14 protein-coding genes are annotated in these 16112 nt (G+C 69.9%); 5 read left to right on the forward strand and 9 right to left on the reverse strand.

The window, feature by feature from the left end; all coding sequences use genetic code 11:
- The 3 genes from Q4I23_RS21435 to Q4I23_RS21445 form a co-directional block, all read right to left on the reverse strand.
- Positions 1 to 386 (reverse strand): efflux RND transporter permease subunit (locus tag Q4I23_RS21435; RefSeq protein WP_498527540.1); only part of this gene is annotated, 386 nt, incomplete at its 3' end.
- 10 nt (positions 387 to 396) lie between these two features.
- Positions 397 to 1593 (reverse strand): efflux RND transporter periplasmic adaptor subunit, encoded by a 1197-nt coding sequence (locus Q4I23_RS21440; protein WP_454020899.1) that lies wholly within the window; start codon positions 1591 to 1593, stop codon positions 397 to 399.
- Positions 1583 to 2299 (reverse strand): TetR/AcrR family transcriptional regulator, encoded by a 717-nt coding sequence (locus tag Q4I23_RS21445; RefSeq protein ID WP_498527541.1) that lies wholly within the window; start codon positions 2297 to 2299, stop codon positions 1583 to 1585. The genes Q4I23_RS21440 and Q4I23_RS21445 overlap by 11 nt, the downstream gene beginning before the upstream one ends.
- Before the next feature lie 217 nt (positions 2300 to 2516).
- Here Q4I23_RS21445 and Q4I23_RS21450 point away from each other — a divergent pair, with 217 nt between their 5' ends.
- The 4 genes from Q4I23_RS21450 (at position 2517) to Q4I23_RS21465 (ending at position 7099) form a co-directional block, all read left to right on the forward strand.
- The gene (locus tag Q4I23_RS21450) at positions 2517 to 2891 is read left to right on the forward strand and encodes a hypothetical protein (protein WP_498527542.1); all 375 of its coding nucleotides are present in this window, start codon (positions 2517 to 2519) and stop codon (positions 2889 to 2891) included.
- A 74-nt stretch (positions 2892 to 2965) separates the two neighbouring features.
- Positions 2966 to 4477 (forward strand): multicopper oxidase family protein, encoded by a 1512-nt coding sequence (locus tag Q4I23_RS21455; protein WP_498527543.1) that lies wholly within the window; start codon positions 2966 to 2968, stop codon positions 4475 to 4477.
- 224 nt (positions 4478 to 4701) lie between these two features.
- A complete protein-coding gene (locus Q4I23_RS21460; protein ID WP_454020903.1) occupies positions 4702 to 5751 on the forward strand; it encodes a polysaccharide pyruvyl transferase family protein in 1050 nt (349 codons plus the stop codon).
- 88 nt (positions 5752 to 5839) lie between these two features.
- Positions 5840 to 7099, forward strand: coding sequence for a hypothetical protein (locus tag Q4I23_RS21465; protein WP_498527544.1), 1260 nt, complete (start codon positions 5840 to 5842; stop codon positions 7097 to 7099).
- On the opposite strand, the gene Q4I23_RS21470 is transcribed toward Q4I23_RS21465, so the two are convergent.
- The 4 genes from Q4I23_RS21470 to Q4I23_RS21485 all read right to left on the reverse strand — a co-directional run bounded on the left by Q4I23_RS21470 (position 7062) and on the right by Q4I23_RS21485 (position 11520).
- Complete coding sequence (locus tag Q4I23_RS21470) at positions 7062 to 7868, reverse strand: ABC transporter permease (RefSeq protein ID WP_498527545.1); 807 nt, start codon at positions 7866 to 7868, stop codon at positions 7062 to 7064. The genes Q4I23_RS21465 and Q4I23_RS21470 overlap by 38 nt on opposite strands.
- Before the next feature lie 3 nt (positions 7869 to 7871).
- On the reverse strand, positions 7872 to 8639 hold the full coding sequence (modA, locus tag Q4I23_RS21475) for a molybdate ABC transporter substrate-binding protein (RefSeq protein WP_498527546.1): 768 nt from the start codon (positions 8637 to 8639) through the stop codon (positions 7872 to 7874).
- Positions 8640 to 8899: 260 nt separating this feature from the next.
- Positions 8900 to 10405, reverse strand: a complete 1506-nt coding sequence (locus Q4I23_RS21480) for a tagaturonate reductase (protein ID WP_498527547.1) — start codon at positions 10403 to 10405, stop codon at positions 8900 to 8902.
- Between the two features lie 41 nt (positions 10406 to 10446).
- Entirely contained in the window at positions 10447 to 11520 is a 1074-nt protein-coding gene (locus tag Q4I23_RS21485; RefSeq protein WP_498527548.1) for an aldose epimerase family protein, read from the reverse strand.
- A 263-nt stretch (positions 11521 to 11783) separates the two neighbouring features.
- Between Q4I23_RS21485 and Q4I23_RS21490 the strand changes: the two genes are divergently transcribed.
- Positions 11784 to 13004: an alpha/beta hydrolase family protein gene (locus tag Q4I23_RS21490; RefSeq protein WP_498527549.1), complete on the forward strand. Its 1221-nt coding sequence runs from the start codon at positions 11784 to 11786 to the stop codon at positions 13002 to 13004.
- Between the two features lie 21 nt (positions 13005 to 13025).
- Here the strand turns inward: Q4I23_RS21490 and Q4I23_RS21495 are convergent, their stop codons facing one another.
- Together Q4I23_RS21495 and Q4I23_RS21500 are read right to left on the reverse strand one after the other, a co-directional pair.
- Positions 13026 to 14852, reverse strand: a complete 1827-nt coding sequence (locus Q4I23_RS21495) for an IlvD/Edd family dehydratase (RefSeq protein WP_498527550.1) — start codon at positions 14850 to 14852, stop codon at positions 13026 to 13028.
- Between the two features lie 110 nt (positions 14853 to 14962).
- Positions 14963 to 15946 carry a Gfo/Idh/MocA family protein gene (locus tag Q4I23_RS21500; protein ID WP_498527551.1) on the reverse strand — a complete coding sequence of 328 codons (984 nt, stop codon included), beginning with the start codon at positions 15944 to 15946 and terminating at the stop codon, positions 14963 to 14965.
- Positions 15947 to 16112: the final 166 nt, after the last annotated feature.

Consider the following 16112-nt stretch of genomic DNA (forward strand, 5'->3'; position numbering starts at 1 on the left):
AGGATCACGGGGTCGTTGGCCTCGCGCGGAAGCTGGTATTTGACCTGCTGCACCTTCGACATCACGTCGGTCATCGCGACGTTGGGGTTGAAGTTCAGCCGGATGTAGGCCGTGACGAGGCTCACCCCCTGGGTGGAGGAGGAGGTGATGTAGTCGATGCCTTCCGCCGTCGCCACCGCCTGCTCGATGGGCGTCGTGATGAAGCCCTGCATCAGGTCGGGAGAGGCGCCGGCGTAGGAGGTGGTGATGGTGATGACGGTGTTCTGCAGCTCCGGATACTGCCGGATCGGCAGATCCGTCAGCGACCGGACGCCGACCAGCAGGATCAGCAGGCTGACCACCAGCGCCAGGACCGGCCGCCGGATGAAGATGTCGGTGAATGACATGGCCGGTTCCTCAGTTGCGCGGAACGGTCTGCGGCGGCACCAGCGCGCTCGCTTCCGTCGGCACCACGGCGGCGCCGTTGTTCAGCTTGAGCTGGCCGGAGGAGACCAGCCGGTCGCCGGGCTTCACCCCGTCGAGGATCTCCACCTTGCCGTCGAAGCGGTCGCCGGTCTTCACCGGAACGCGCTTGGCGACATGGCCGTCCTTGCCCTCGGCGTCCTTCTGGGCAGCGACGACGAAGACGCTGTCGCCGTAGACCGTGTAGTCCACCGCGGTTTCCGGAACGACGATGCGGTTGTGGGCCGGCGGCTGGACGACGCGGATGTTGGCGAACATGCCGGGCAGCAGCTTGCGCTCCGGGTTCTGCAGCGTGGCGCGCACCTTGATGGCGCGGGTGTCCGGGCTGACCTGCGGCTCGATGGTCGAGATCACCGCGTCGAAGTTGGCGCCGGGGGCCGCGTCGGCGGAGATCAGCACCGGCTGGCCGACGCGGATCTGGCTCAGCGCCTGCTCGGGCAGGGTGAAGTCGACGAACAGGTTGGCGAGGTCGGTCAGCGTGACGACCGGTCCGCCGGCGCTGACATACTCGCCGACATTCACCTGCCGGATGCCGAGTTCACCATCGAAGGGCGCGCGGATCAGCTTCTGGGCGATCAGCGCCTCGGTCTTCTTGATGTTGGCGTTGGCTTCGTCGAGCTGGGCCTGGTTCTGGTCGACGGTGACCTGCGGGCCGGCCTGGTTGCGCAGCAGGTTGCGGGCGCGCTGCAGGTTGTTCTCGGCCAGCTTCGCCTGGGCGCGGTAGGCCAGCAGGTCGGCCTGATCCGGAGCGTCGTTGAGCTGCACCAGCGGCGCGCCGGCCTTCACGCGGGCGCCCGATTCGAAGAAGATCTGGGTCACGCGCCCGACAACCTCCGGCGCCACGCTCACCTGCCGGCTTGCGGTCAGGGTGCCGATGGCGGTGGTGTATTTGGGAACGGACTGCGCCGTCGCCTCGGCGACCGAGACGGGGGTCGGCGGCGGCTTGTTGCCGGCGAAGAAGTCGGCGATGGCCTTGTTCCGGAAGTTGTTGAAGGCGTACAGGCCGCCGAACAGCACGGCCAGGATGACGGCCATGATGATGATGCGGAACGCCAGCCGCCCGCGGGTGACCGGACGGCGTGCGGTGGTCCGCTCTGGCGCGTGAGCGGAATGGTCGATGTCACTCGTCACGATCAGCCTCTCTCGAACAGGTCGGTTCTGGTTCTGTTGATTGGGTGCAATGCAATGATGGCGTGTAAAGAGCCACCGCCTCCTCCCGCAGGCCGAGGCCGCGCAGGATGAAGGCGACCGCGTCGCGAACGGTGCGCCGCGGCTCGGCCAGGGAAGGGACGAGCGGCGTCGGCGGCAGGTGAATGGTGGCCAGGGTGGAGCCCAGCATCTCCGCCAGCCAGAAGGCGTTTTCCGTCACCGGGGCCGAGGGGATGAGGTCTCCGGCGTCGCGGGCGGCGCGCAGCGAGGCCACGAAGGGCGGGGCGATGTGCTCCGACATCCAGCGGCGCACCATATGGGCGAATTCCCCGTCCTCCAGCAGGCTCATGAAATAGAGACGGTAGCGGGGAAGCATGATGTCGCGGTCGCTGGGCAGTTCGCTGACGTAGCAGCTCACCATCGCCTGGACGTAGGCGGCGAGCGTCTCCGTGCTCGGCGGCATCGCCAGGAGCTTCGCGAGATCCTCGTCCCCATCCACGCAGGAGCGGAAGATCGCCTCGTAGAGGGCGGCCTTGCTGGGGAAATGCTTGAAGATCAGCGCCTCCGACACGCCGGCGGCCTGCGCGATCTCCTTCGTCGTGGTGGCGGCGAATCCCTTGCGCGCGAACAGCGGCAGGGCCGCGTCGATGATCGCCGCGCGCCGGGCCGAGTTGTCCAGCCGTCCCATGATTAACCCTATTTCATAAGTGAGCACTAACTCACTTTGCTGGGCCGGAGATATCACGGCGCGGTCAGGCTGTCCAGAGCGGGTTCCCTACAACCAGTGGCGTCAGTGCGAATTTGCGCTTGACCTTCCCGCCGCTGGAAGGTGGAGACTGTGAGCCGTGATGCCGATGCAGGAACGGGAAACAGTGATGGCGCGGGGTGGGTGCACCCTTGGCGGGATGATGTCGATCAGGCTGCTGCTGACGGGGCTGCTGATGCTGGCCGCGCTGGTGCTGTTCGCTCCGTCCCCCGCGCAGGCGCATGTCCATTCCGCCGCCCATTCTCAAGGCCATGCCGCATCCTCGGCTCCAGCGCCGGCCGGGAGCGTCTGGGTGGGCGATGCCGACCACGCGCCACCGGCGGACGACGCCTGCGCGGGCAGGAACGGGCTGTCCTGCGGCGGCGCCTGCCCGATGATGCTGTCGGGCATCGCCGCCACGGCGGCCTTTCCGACGCCGCCGCTCCGTGCCGCCGCGCCCTTCAGGCCCGCCGGGTTGCTACCGGAGGGAATCGGCCCGCCGCCGGTCCTCAGGCCACCGCGCATGGCCGTTTGACCGGACTCCATGCCCGAGTTGCGCCTTCACCGCGCGCTCTGGGCCGGCATTTCGCAAAAACGGACCATCGCATCATGACGATTCTTCAGACCCGCCGCCGGTTCCTGGCGTCCGCGGCTTCGGTCGCCGCGCTGGGCAGCCATTCCACCCTTCTTCCTGCAGCCGTACGCCCCGCATGGGCCGAGGCGCCCCTCCATCTCGCCGTTGAGCGGCGCGTGCTGGAGGTGATGGGCAAGCCCGCCTCCGTCTTCGGCATCCGCCAGCCGGACGGCACCTCCGGCCTGTTCCTCGATCCGGGGCAGCGCTTCCTGGTCGATCTGGCGAACCGGGCCGGGGAGGACGCGGTCATCCACTGGCACGGCATGACCCCGCCCTACGCCCAGGACGGTGTGGCCGACGCGAACCGCCCGCTGATCCGCGACGGCGCCAGCCAGAGCTACGATTTCGAGCCGCGGCCCGGCACGCACTGGATGCACTCGCACCACGGCCTCCAGGAACAGCGGCTGATGGCGGCCCCCCTGATCGTCCGCACCGTCGAAGACCGGCGCGAGGACACGCAGGAGGTCACCGTGCTGCTGCACGATTTCACCTTCAAGGACCCTGCCGAGGTCCTCGCCGGGCTGACCGGCGGAACCATGAATCATGGCGGGATGGATCACGGTGGCGGGCATGGAAGCGGCCACGGAGGCCATGGCGGCGGGCATGGCGGCGCCATGCCGATGATGGACCACTCGACCATGAAGGGCATGGGCGGCATGACCATGACCGCCATGGACCTGAACGACGTGGAGTATGACGCCTACCTCGCCAACGACCGCACGCTCGACGACCCGGAGGTGGTGCGGGCGGAACGCGGCGGGCGGGTCCGGCTGCGGCTGATCAACGGAGCGACCTCGACGGCTTTCCACATCGACCTCGGCGCCCTCGACGGCACGGTGGTCGCGGCGGACGGCAACCCGGTGCAGCCGGTGACCGGGCGGCGCTTCGGCATGGTCATGGGACAGCGGCTGGACATCCTCCTCCAGCTTCCCGCCGAAGGCGGCGCCTTCCCCGTCCTGGCGCAACGGGAAGGGGAGCGTCAGCGCACCGGCATCATCCTCGCCACCCCCGGCGCCACGGTGGGCAAGTCCGCCGGCCTCGCGGACGGCGCCGCCGGCCCGGTGGACCTGTCGCTGGAGCGGCGGCTGACGGCGCTCGCCCCCCTGGCGCCGCGCCCCACGGATTCGGCCTTCACCATCCGTCTGACCGGCGGCATGGCCCCCTATGTCTGGACCATCGACGACCGTCCCTTCGGCGAGCACCGGCCGCTGACCGTTCGCAAGGGGCAGCGGGTGACCGTCACCATGGTCAACGAAAGCCCGATGGCCCACCCGATGCACCTGCACGGCCAGCATTTCCAGGTGACCGCGCTCAACGGGACGGCGCTGGCCGGGGCGGTGCGGGACACCGTGCTGGTGCCGATGAACGGTTCAGCCACCATCGCCTTCGACGCCGACAACCCGGGGCGCTGGCCGCTGCACTGCCACAATCTTCTGCACATGGCGACGGGGATGATGACCGAATTGGTGTGTGAACAAACCATATGAACACGAACATTCCGGCGCGGCCCGACCGCGCCGGAACGGGTACCGCAAAAGCCCCGCGCCGGTTCGGACGGATGAAACCGGCAAATCCAGGCGCATTCCTTTGGAAGCGAACTTTCACGCATCACTCCCATTCACATTGGACGGGGACGTGTCACTTCTCTTCCATCTCCGGGGGCGGCGACCAATGTTCCGGAACCAATCTTCTGCGGGGGCGGCCATTGGCCATGGATACGTGGTGTTATGACGGCGGTGCCGGGGGGCGCTCGTCCAGAGAGTCCGTTGGCGGGTCTGGTGGTGGGTCTGCCGGCGGTGCCGCCGGTGCGGCGGACCTGTGGCTGGACCCGGACCTTGCGGCGCTGGAGGCGCTGTCGCTGCGGGTGCGGGATCTGGTGCTTCCGCATTTGGGCAGCGGGCCGGCCGTCTATGCGGACATCCCGGTCCATCTGAACGTCGGGGATCTGCTGATCAACCAGGGGGCGGAGGCGCTGTTCGCCGACGGCGGCGTGGAGATCCGTGATCGGGTGACGCTGGGCAACGCCCGGCGCCTGCTGCGCCGCCAGCGCGACGGGCAGGCGGCGATCCTGCTGCATGGCGGCGGCAATTTCGGCGACCTCTATCCCCATCACGAGACGTTCCGGCAGAAGGTGCTGGAGAACTTTCCGTCCAGCCGCGTCGTGCTTCTGCCGCAGACCGTCTACTACCGCGACCACGACCGGCTGCGCCACGACATGAAGCGCTGGGCGGCCCACCGCAATCTGGTCTTCATGGCGCGCGACGCGCCGTCGCTCGATCTGGTGCGGCCCTTTCTGGGGGAGCGGGCGATCCAGGTGCCGGATCTCGCCCATTACCTGACGCGCTATCCCACGCGGCTGACCCCGGTGCGCCCGGCCCACGACACAACCCTGCTCGTCATGGCCCGGCGCGACCAGGAATGCGCGGGGCGCCACTGGCTGCGCCAGGACTCGCCGGTCTTCGACTGGGAGGACCTGTGCGGGCCGGAGGATTTCGCCGGCTTCGCCTTGGCCGCCCGGCTGATCCGGCTGGACGACGCGGTGCCGCTTCCCGCCGATCCGTTGCGCGGCTGGTATCCCATCCGCGACCGGCTGGTCCGCAAGGCCGTCGCCCATTTCGGCGCGGCCAACGCCGTGGTCACCAACCGCCTGCACGGGATGCTGCTGGCCCTGATGATGGGGCTGCCGGTGCAGGTGCGCGACAACTCCTACGGCAAGCTGACCAACTACATCGACAGCTGGCTCGCGGATTGGAAACGGTGAGGACCCTGGGAACGTTTGCGCCCCGCATCCGTCTGTCATCCCGGAACAGGGGCTGAAGAGGGCGTCGGCGGGTATGGCGGGCAAGGGGTTGCACATCGGAGTCGAGGAGACGGCGAGCGGCGGGCTGGTCCGCCGCACCGTCCTGCTGTCCGAGGACGGCGCCCGCCGCCGGCACCGCGTGGTCTACGAGTTCGAAGACCCGGCCGGAGCCTCGGCGGACCGGCCGATGGACGGGGCGGTCATGGCCGTCCTGTTCCACGCCATGGAGCGGGGCCTCCCCGTCCATGTGCACGGGCCGCTGACCCGGACGGCGCTGCACAACATCGACGCGCTCCAGGGGGTGTGGCGGCGCTGGCGTCCCGACCGCTACCGGACCGTCGAGATCATCCCGGAGAGGGTCGTCGACCGCAACGCGCCCAAGCCGGGGCGCCGGGCCATCGCCGCCTATTCCAGCGGGCTGGACAGCACCTTCACCATCCTGCGCCACCGGCTGCTCCTGCCGCCGGAGCGCCGCCACCATGTCGGCGCGCTGCTGATGGTGCATGGTTTCGACGTGGAACTGGACCGCCCCGAGGATTTCGAGCGGCTGGTCGAGCGGACCCGGCCCTTCCGCGAGCTGGTCGGGCTGGACCTGCGCCTGGTGCGCACCAACAGCAAGGAGCTGCATCTCCAGAACTGGCAGGACTCCCACGCGGCGGAACTGGCGGCCTGTCTGCACCTCCACGAAGCGGAGTTCGAGTTCGGGCTGATCGGCAGCACCAAGCCTTACGACGCGCTGGTCATCCCCTACGGCACCACCCCGATCGCCGACCATCTGCTGTCCGGCGACGGCTTCTCCATCGTGCATGACGGCGCCGCCTATTCCCGAACGGAGAAGGCCGCGGCGGTCGCCGCCTATCCGGAGGCGGTGCGCTCGCTGCGCGTCTGCTGGGAGGGGGCGGAGCAGTTCCGGAACTGCGGCGTCTGCGAGAAATGCGTGCGCACCCGGATGAACTTCGCCGCCGCCGGGGTGCCCGCCCCGGACTGCTTCGACGGGCCGCTGGACCCGGCCCGCATCGCCGGCATCCCCGTGCGCAACGAGCCGCAGGCGGCGGAACTCCGCTCCATCCTCGACTACGCCCGCCAGCACGCGGTGGAGGGGGAATGGCTGGAGAGGCTGAAGGAGCGGGTGCGCGCCATCCAGCCGGACTTTGGCCAAACCGATCCCGCCCGTCCCGAATCCCGTCCCGTCCGGGCGGTGAAGGGCGCCTCCGCCTCGCTGCGGCAGGCGGCGGTGGCGCTGCTCGACGCGATGGAGCTGAAGCAGCCGCTCAAGCGGGTCCGCAACCGGCTGCGTACCCGCGGCTGAACCTGTCGTTCCGCCGCGCGCCGAGCAGCCGCATCGCCATCAGCATCAGCAGAGCCGCCACCAGAAGCAGGAGGGCGCAGGCCACGGCGATGCCGGTCTCGCCGGTGGCGATGTTGAGGAAGACGGCCATGGGCAGTGTCTCGGTCTTCAGGCGGGTGACCCCGGCGACCATCAGCGTGGCGCCGAACTCCCCCAGCGCCCGCGCCCAGGCCAGCACGGCGCCCGCCGCGATGCCCTTGGCGGCCAGCGGCAGCTCCACCCGCCAGAACACCGCCCAGGGGGCGGCGCCCAGCGACTGCGCCGCCACGGCGTAGCTCCGGTCGACGGATCGGAAGGCCGCGGTGGCGGTGCGCACCACCACCGCGGTGGACACGAAGGCCAAGGCCACCACCACGCCCGCGGGGGAGAACAGCAATTCCATCCCCAGCGCCGGGACCGGCCCGTTGCGCCCGAGCAGGAACAGCAGCCCCAGCCCGGCGACCAGCGGCGGCATGACCAGTGGGACGTCGAGCAGCGTGTCGAGCAGGACCTTCCCCGGAAAGCGCCACCGCGCCATCAGGTAGGCCGCCGGCAGGCCGAGGGCCAGCGCGATCCCCAGCGACGCGACGGAGGTCAGTGCCGACAGCCGCAGCGCGAACAGCGTCTCCGCCGCGCTCAGGGCGGCCCAAAGGTCGCCTGGGGGCAGGCGGGCCAGCAGGGCGCCCAGCACGCCCGCGATCGTCAGCGCGACGAGGGCGAGCGGCAGGGCCAGCAGGGTGGTGAAACCCATCCGTCACATCTTCGGGGCGGGCGGGAAGCCGAAGCGCTGGAAGGTGGCGAGGCCGGCGTCCGAGGCCAGGAAGTCGGCGAAGCGCTTGGCGGCGTCCGGCGCGGCGCTGGTCTTCAGGACGGCGACGGGGGCGTATTCCGCCTCGTACCACGCCGGCGGGATGGCGAGGACGGACAGCTTGCCGGGATTCTGCGCGGCTTCCGACGCGCCGATGATGGCGGCGTCCACATTGCCGTCCAGCACATAGAGGGCGAGCTGCTTCACGGTCGCTGCGCGGACGGTGACGTTGCGGCGGATCGCCTCGCCCTGGCCGGACTTGTCCAGGATGTCCTCCGCCGTGCGGCCCAGCGCCATGGCCTGCGGGTCGCCCAGCCCGACGCGGACGCCCGGCTTGGCGAGGTCGGCGAAACCGCGGATCGCCTCGGCCTTGCCCGGCGCCACGGCCAGCACGGGGCCGTGCACCACCAGCACCGACAGGTCGGCGACGGCGTCCAGATCCTTCAGCTTGTCGGTGTAGAAGGTCGTGCCGGGGATGAACAGGTCGCCGGTCTTCGTCTCGACAAAGCGGGCGAGGAGCTGGCCCGACCCGCCATACTCGGCCGTCACGGTGATCCCGGTCTCCTTGCGGAAGTCCTCGATCAGCGCGTCCACCGGCGGGCGGAGGCCGGCGCCGACATAGGCGTGGAGGTCCTGGGCCGCAACCGCGGCTGTCTGGGCGGCGGTCTGGAGGGCCAGCAGCCCGACAGCGAGGGCGAGGGCTTTCAAACGCATGGATGCGGTTCCTTCGGTTCGTTGCGGAATGGTGACTCGCCCGACGCTGTATCGGTTCGGATACTGCGCTGGACGGGCGCTGTCAACAGGCCGTTGTACGTGAAGGTATATAGCGGTCGCGGGGCATCGTGCGTTCCCCTCTCCCCTCCGGGGAGAGGGTTAGGGTGAGGGGATTGCACGTGTGCCGGACGTAAGCGCCACGCGCATCCCCCTCACCGACCCTCCGGGCCACCCTCCCCCCAGAGGGGAGAGGGTTAAAATCAGCTCATCAACGCTTCCAAAGCGCCGCGCATGCCGCGCTCCTCGATCTCCGCCAGATGGGTAGCGGTGCGGTGGGCCAGACCGGGGATGCGGGTCAGATCCTCGCCCCACAGCGCGGCGTTGGACAGCACGGCGTCCACCAGCGCCGCCGGGTCGCCGCCATGGGCGGCCCAGGCGCCGGCGAGCGCCGCAAGCACCGCCGCGTCGTCGCGGATCGGGTAGGGGCCGGCGTCGCGGATGCCGGTGCAGACGCCGTCCGCCGTCCGCGTGCCCTTGTAGAAGCGCAGCAGGGCGGCCAGTGAGAAGGACAGGCCGTCCGGCGCCTCGCCATGGGCGGCGGCGTAATCCTTCAGGCTGGGCAGGACGCGCACCTGCCACTTCGACACCGAGTTCAGCGAGATGGCGATCAGCTCGTGCCGGATGTGGGGGTTGCCGAAGCGCTCCATGATGGTGCGGGCGTAATCCTGGCGCTTGGCGTCCGGCAGGGGCACGAAGGGCACGATCTCGCCGAACATCACCGTGTTCAGGTAGGCGGACAGGGTCGCGTCGTCCATCATGCCCTTCACCGTGTCCACCCCCGCCACGAATGCGGCGAGCGCGCTGGCGGTGTGGGCGCCGTTCAGGATGCGCACCTTGCGCGTGCGGTAGGGCTGCAGGTCGTCGGTCCAGACCACGTTCAGCCCGGCCTTGTGCAGCGGGAACTCCTCGGCCAGGGCCGCCGGGCCTTCGATGACCCAGACATGGAACGGCTCGCCGGCCACGGCCAGTGGGTCTTCATAGCCCCACGTTGCGGCGAGTGCCTCGGCCTCGTCGCGCGGGTAGCCGGGGACGATGCGGTCGACCAGCGTGTTCAGGAAATGGTTGTGCGCCTCGACCCAGGCGGCGAAGCCGGATTCCAGGCCCCAGCGCTTGGCGTGGGCCAGGACGATCCGCTTCAGCTTGGCGCCGTTGGCCTCGATCAGCTCGCAGGGCAGCAGGACGAGGCCGCTGTCCGGCGTGCCGCCCAGCGCGGTGAAGCGGGCGTGCAGCAGCGCCGCGACCTTGGCCGGGAAGCTCTGCGGACAGGCGCCGGGGGTGTAGGGCTCCGCCACGTCGGCGATGCCGGCCTCCGTCGTGTTGGACACCAGGAAGCGCAGCGCCGGGGCAGTGGCGAGATCCAGCATGCGGTCCCACGCGGCGTAGGGGTTCAGCGCCTCGGACACGCAGCTGACCACCCGGCGGGTTTCGACCTCCTTGCCCTGCTCGATGCCGCGCAGCAGGACGGTGTAGAGCCCCTCCTGCGCGGTCAGCAGGCCGGCGACGCCCTGGTCCAGCGGCTGGGCGACGGCGACCCCGGCGCTCATCAGCCCGGCGCCGTTGGCGACGTCCACCATCCAATCGACGAAGCCGCGCAGGAAGTTGCCGTCGCCGATCTGGAGGACGGTGACGGGCAGCCGCGGGGCGCCCGCCGTGTGCGCCACATCGAAGGCCCCGGCGGCGAGCGATTCACGGGAGAGAAGAGGCATGATGGAGGGTCCTTTGAAAATCGGAAGGCGCTGGCAGGGGGTCAGGCGACGCCGAAGCGGTAGACGATGCGGCCCGTGCACCACTGGCCGGGGGCCAGCGTGGTGGAGGGGAAGGACGGGATGTTGACGGCGTTGGGGAAGTGCGACGGCTCCAGGCAGAAGGCGCTGTGCCGGGTGTAGAGCGTGCCGCCCTTGCCCAGGTCGCGCGGCGTCTGGCCGTCCAGGAAATTGCCGGTGTAGACCTGCAGGCCGGGTTCGGTGGAGAAGACCTCCAGCATCCGGTCGCTGCCGGGATGGACGACACGAGCATGCAACCCCAGCGTGCTCTCCGGCTTGTCCACCGCGTAATGCAGGTCGTAGCCCTTGCCGAGCGCCAGCATCGGATGGTCGGCGGCGATCCGCGCGCCGAAGGCGGCGGGGCTGCGGAAGTCGAAGGGGGTGCCGGTCACGTCCATCAACTCCCCCGTGGGGACGGCGGTGGCGTCCAGCGCCAGATAGCGGCCGCCGTTGACCGTTGCCACATGGTCGAGGATCGAGGACCCGGCGTCGCCCGACAGGTTGAAGAAGGTGTGGTCGGTGAAGTTCGCCACGGTCGCCTTGTCCGCCGCCACGGCGGTCCAGGCGATGGTCAGGGCGTTGTCCTCGTCCAGCGCGTAGACCAGCCGGACGGGCAGGGTGCCGGGGAAGCCCTCCTCCCCGTCCTCGAAGACGTAGGTCAGTTCCAGGCTCGCCTCGTCCAGTTGCCGCGCGGCGAAGGTGCGGAAGCGCGAGCCGCGCTGGCCGCCGTGCAGCGTGTTGGGCGGCGCGTTGACGGTGGTGCGGTGCTCCACCCCGTCCAGTGTGAAGCGTCCACCGCCGATGCGCCCGCAATAGCGCCCGATGAAGGAGCCCATGGAGGGCTGCCCGGCCATCGTTTGCTCCAGCGTCTCGTAGCCCTGCACCACGTCGCCGAGGGCGCCGTCGCGGTCGGGCGCCAAGATCTGGACAATCTTGCAGCCGTAATTGGTGATGCGGACGGCCATGCCCCGGCGGTTTCGCAAGGTGAACAGGTCGGTCGGCGTGCCGTCGATGGTGGCGCGGAAATCCTCGCGCCGGAGGTCGGCATAAGGCGTCATGGCGTGGGTGCCCCTTGGACCGGAGGATACCGGAAAGATGCTGGATATATTAATATATCAGTTATGAGGCGAAAGGAGAAATGCGCCCGCCGCCGGACCGGGCGCTTTTGCCGCACGCGGAGGAATGGGAAATGTCAGCGGGGCGGCGTCACGTCCGTTCGGGCGTCTCACCTTCTGCGCGATGGCCTGATGATGCCGGCAAGGCGACACTTGAGGGTTGCCAGGGCGCCGCGAACCGGCCGGCGGGACCGGGGAGGACAGCCGTGACCACCCTCTTTCACGACGCTCTGCACGAGGATTTCGGCACCTGGCCCATCGCCTACATCCCCTATGGCGGGGCGGAGTTCGGCGAGATCAAGGCGGTCGCCGAGGCCATCGGCGATGGCGACGACGGCGCCTATTACGACGCCTGGACCGCGGCGGGCGACCGGCTGGCGCACGAGGCCGACATCGCTTTGTCCAAGGGCCATAAGGCGACCGCCCGCGCCCTCTATCTGCGGGCGAGCGCCTTTCACAACGCCTCCTTCCATCCACTCTACGGCGCGCCCGTCGATCCGCGCCTGACCGCCGCCTTTCGCAAGGGGACGGCGGCGCTCGACAAGGGGCTCTCGCTCGGAGCGCGCCCGGCCATCCCGCTGGCCATTCCCTTCGGCGGGATGGCGATGCCCGGACGCTTCATCCCGGCGGAGGGCTTCGAGACCCGGGTCCGCCCGCTGATCGTCTTCACCAACGGCTATGACGGCACCATCACCGACATGTATTTCGCGTCGGCGGTGGCGGCCTCGCGGCGGGGCTATCACAGCCTGCTGTTCGACGGCCCCGGCCAGGGAGCCATGCTCTACGAGCACGGCGTGCCGCTGCGCCCGGACTGGGAAACGGTGATCGCGGCGGTGGTCGATTTCGCCGAAACCCTGCCGCTCGTCGATGCGGCGCGCATCGCGCTCAGCGGATGGAGCCTCGGCGGGCATCTCGCCCCGCGCGCCGCGTCGGGCGAGCCGCGCATCGCGGCGCTCATCGCCGATCCCGGCACCTGGAGCATCGCCGACGGCTTCCGCGACGTGGTGGTGCACAAGCTCGGCGTCGCGCCGGAGGCGGCGGCCGATCTCGGCGCCGTGGACCAAGGCGTGATCGACCGCATGGATGCCTTCATCCGCAGCCACCGCCAGCTGAACTGGAAGGTCGTGCAGCGCGGTTTCTGGGTGCACGGCGTCGCGGACCTGCGCTCCTACCTCGCCTCCACGGAGTTGTTCACCATGCGGGGGCGGGCGCATCTCATCGCCTGCCCCACCCTGATCACCCAGGCGGAGGGTGACGCCTTGTCGGCCGGTGCCGGCGCCTTCTTCGACGCGCTTGTCTGCCCGAAGACGCTGATGCGCTTCACCGCCGCCGAAGGCGCCGGCGGGCATTGCGAGATGGGCAACCGATCCCTCCTGAACCTCCGCGTCCTCGACTGGCTCGACGAGCAATTCGCGGGCGGGGGCTGACGCGCCCCCAGTCTCCCGGGGTCAGTGATTGTCGCGTGGGATGCCCATGGTCTGGGCGACGCGCTGGTACTTGACGGCGGGTTTGAGCACCATGCCCTCGTCGAGCTGGTCGACGATGCCGCGCTGGATCTCCTGCCAGGGGGTCTGCGACGGCGGGATCGGGTAGCCGCCCGCGGCCTCCAGCGCGGCGCGGCGGTCGGCCAGTTCCCCCTCCGAGATCAGGATGTCGGCGCTGCCGCGGCGCAGGTCGATGCGCACCCGGTCGCCGCTGCGCAGCAGGGCCAGCCCGCCGCCCGCCGCCGCCTCCGGGGATGCGTTGAGGATGGAGGGCGATCCCGAGGTGCCGGACTGGCGGCCGTCGCCGATGCAGGGAAGGGAATGGACGCCCTGCCGGATCAGCGTGGCGGGGGGCCGCATGTTGACCACCTCCGCCGCCCCCGGATACCCGATGGGGCCGGTGCCGCGGATGACCAGGATGGTGTAGGCGTCGATGCCCAGGCCGGGGTCGTCGATGCGGTGATGGTAGTCCTCCGGCCCGTCGAAGACGACGACCTTGCCCTCGAACGCCTCCGGGTCCTGCGGGTTGGACAGGTAGCGTTCGCGGAACTCGTCGGAGATGACGCTGGTCTTCATGATGGCGGCGCCGAACAGGTTGCCGCGCAGCACCACGAAGCCGGCGTTGGGCATCAGCGGCTCGTCGATGGGGTGGATCACCCGCGTGTCGAGGATCGGCTGCTGGCGGCAGTTCTCGCCGATGGTCCGGCCGTTGACGGTGGGCGCACCCTCGCGGATCAGCCCCTTGCCCATCAGCTGGGCGACGACCGCGGGCACGCCGCCGGCGCGGTGGAAGTCCTCGCCCAGATACTCGCCGGCCGGCTGGAGGTTGACCAGCAGCGGCACGTCGTGCCCGTGGGTCTGCCAGTCCTCCACCGTCAGCGGCACGCCGATGTGCTTGGCGATGGCGTTGATGTGGATCGGCGCGTTGGTCGAGCCGCCGATGGCGGAGTTGACGACGATGGCGTTGAGGAAGGCGTCGCGAGTCAGGATGTCGGACGGCTTGAGGTCCTCGCGGACCATCGCGACGATGCGCTTGCCGGTCTCGTAGGCGGCCTGCTGGCGCTCGCGGTAGGGGGCGGGGATGGCGGCGGAGCCGGGGAGCTGCATGCCCAGCACCTCGGCCAGCGAATTCATCGTGGAGGCGGTGCCCATCGTGTTGCAGTAGCCGGTCGAGGGCGCCGACGACGCCACCAGCTCGATGAAGCCCTGATAGTCGATCTCGCCGGCCGCCATCATCTGGCGGGCCTTCCACACGATGGTGCCCGAGCCGGTGCGCTCGCCGCGGAACCAGCCGTTCAGCATCGGGCCGACCGACAGGGCGATGGCCGGGATGTTCACGGTGGCCGCCGCCATCAGGCAGGCGGGGGTGGTCTTGTCGCAGCCGATGGTCAGCACCACTCCGTCGAGCGGATAGCCGTGCAGCACCTCGACCAAGCCGAGATAGGCGAGGTTGCGGTCGATCGAGGCGGTTGGCCGCTTGCCGGTCTCCTGGATCGGGTGGACGGGGAACTCGATGGCGATGCCGCCAGCGGTGCGGATGCCCTCGCGCAGCCGTTCGGCCAGCACCAGATGGTGCCGGTTGCACGGGCTGAGGTCGGAGCCGGTCTGCGCGATGCCGATGATCGGTGCGCCCGATTGCAGCTCCTCCCGCGTCAGCCCGAAATTCAGGTAGCGTTCCAGATAGAGCGCGGTCATGTCGGGGTTGTCGGGGTTGTCGAACCACGCGCGCGACCGCAGCCGCCGGCCGGAGCCGATTTCCGGGTGCTGGGGAGAGGGCTTCGTATCGGACATGTCGGCACCAATTCGGGTTGGGGGCGCGGACCGGGGTCGGCCGGCGCCGGGGTCGTTCGGAGCCTCGTTTGGGCGTTATTGGGAGTCGGCCGGGCGGTGCGCCCGGCGCTTTACCAGTGAAAGGCGTCGGTGGTGCGCCAGCGCCCGACCAGACAGGCGTCGGCGACCAGTTGCAGCGGACGGGCGTCGACGTCGCCCGCCGCGTCCGCGATCAGGTGGTGGAAGCGGCGGTAGATGCCCTGGTACTCGGCGTCGGGCTCGGCCAGCACGGGCACGCCGTCCACGCTCAGCCGCGTGCCGCCGTGGGTCAGGTCGAGCCGTCCACCCTCCGCCCCGATGCCGTCGGTCTCGATGGCGATGGTCCAGGTCTGCTCGCCCTCCTGGAGGAAGTCGAAGGCGGCGGTGACCGTCCCGACGTCGGAGCCCGCAACGCCTTCCATCCTCAGCGTCGCGGCGATGGGCGTGTCGCGGTTGGCGGGGACCCGCAGCTCGGCGGCGCGGACGACGACGGGGGCCGGCAGGATCTCGGTCAGGATCGACAGGGCGTTGATGCCGGGATCGAAGACGCCAAAGCCGCCGGCCGCGAAGATCCAGTCCTGGCCGGGGTGCCAGCGCCGCACGTCCTCCTTCCAGGTGATGGCAACGTTGCGGACGGTGGCGCCGGCCAGCCGCCGCCGCGTCTCCTCCACCGCCGCGTTGAAGCGGGAGTGCCAGGCGGCGAACAGCGTGCGCCCGGCACCCTCCGCCGCGTCGAGCAGCAGGCGCAGCTCCGTCAGGGTGGCGGCCGGTGGCTTCTCGATCAGGACATGCTTGCCGGCGCGCAACGCCTCCACCGTCAGGGCGTGGCGGGCGGCGGGCGGCGTGCAGATCGCCACGGCGTCAAGGCCGGGCAGGGCGGCCAGCATCTCCGTCTGGCTGCGAAAGACCGGCACGTCGCCGAGCCCGGTTTCCTCCGGGGTGGCGCCGTGCGGGCTGACCACCGCGGCGAGCCGGAACAGGCCGGTGGCGGCGATGGCCGGGACATGCTGGTCGCGGGCGATCTTGCCGAAGCCGACGATCCCAAGCGTCAGAGGGGCGGGGGTGGAACGGGTCATGACGGCCCTCACGCCTTGTTTTTGTTGTAGACGTCGATGGTGACGGCGGCGAGCAGCACCATGCCCTTGATGACCTGCTGCCAGTCGATGCCGATGCCCAGGATCGACATGCCGTTGTTCATCACGCCCATGATGCTGTCTCTTATACACATCTCCGAGCCCACGA

This window comes from Azospirillum sp. UFLA03-27, assembly GCF_059803775.1.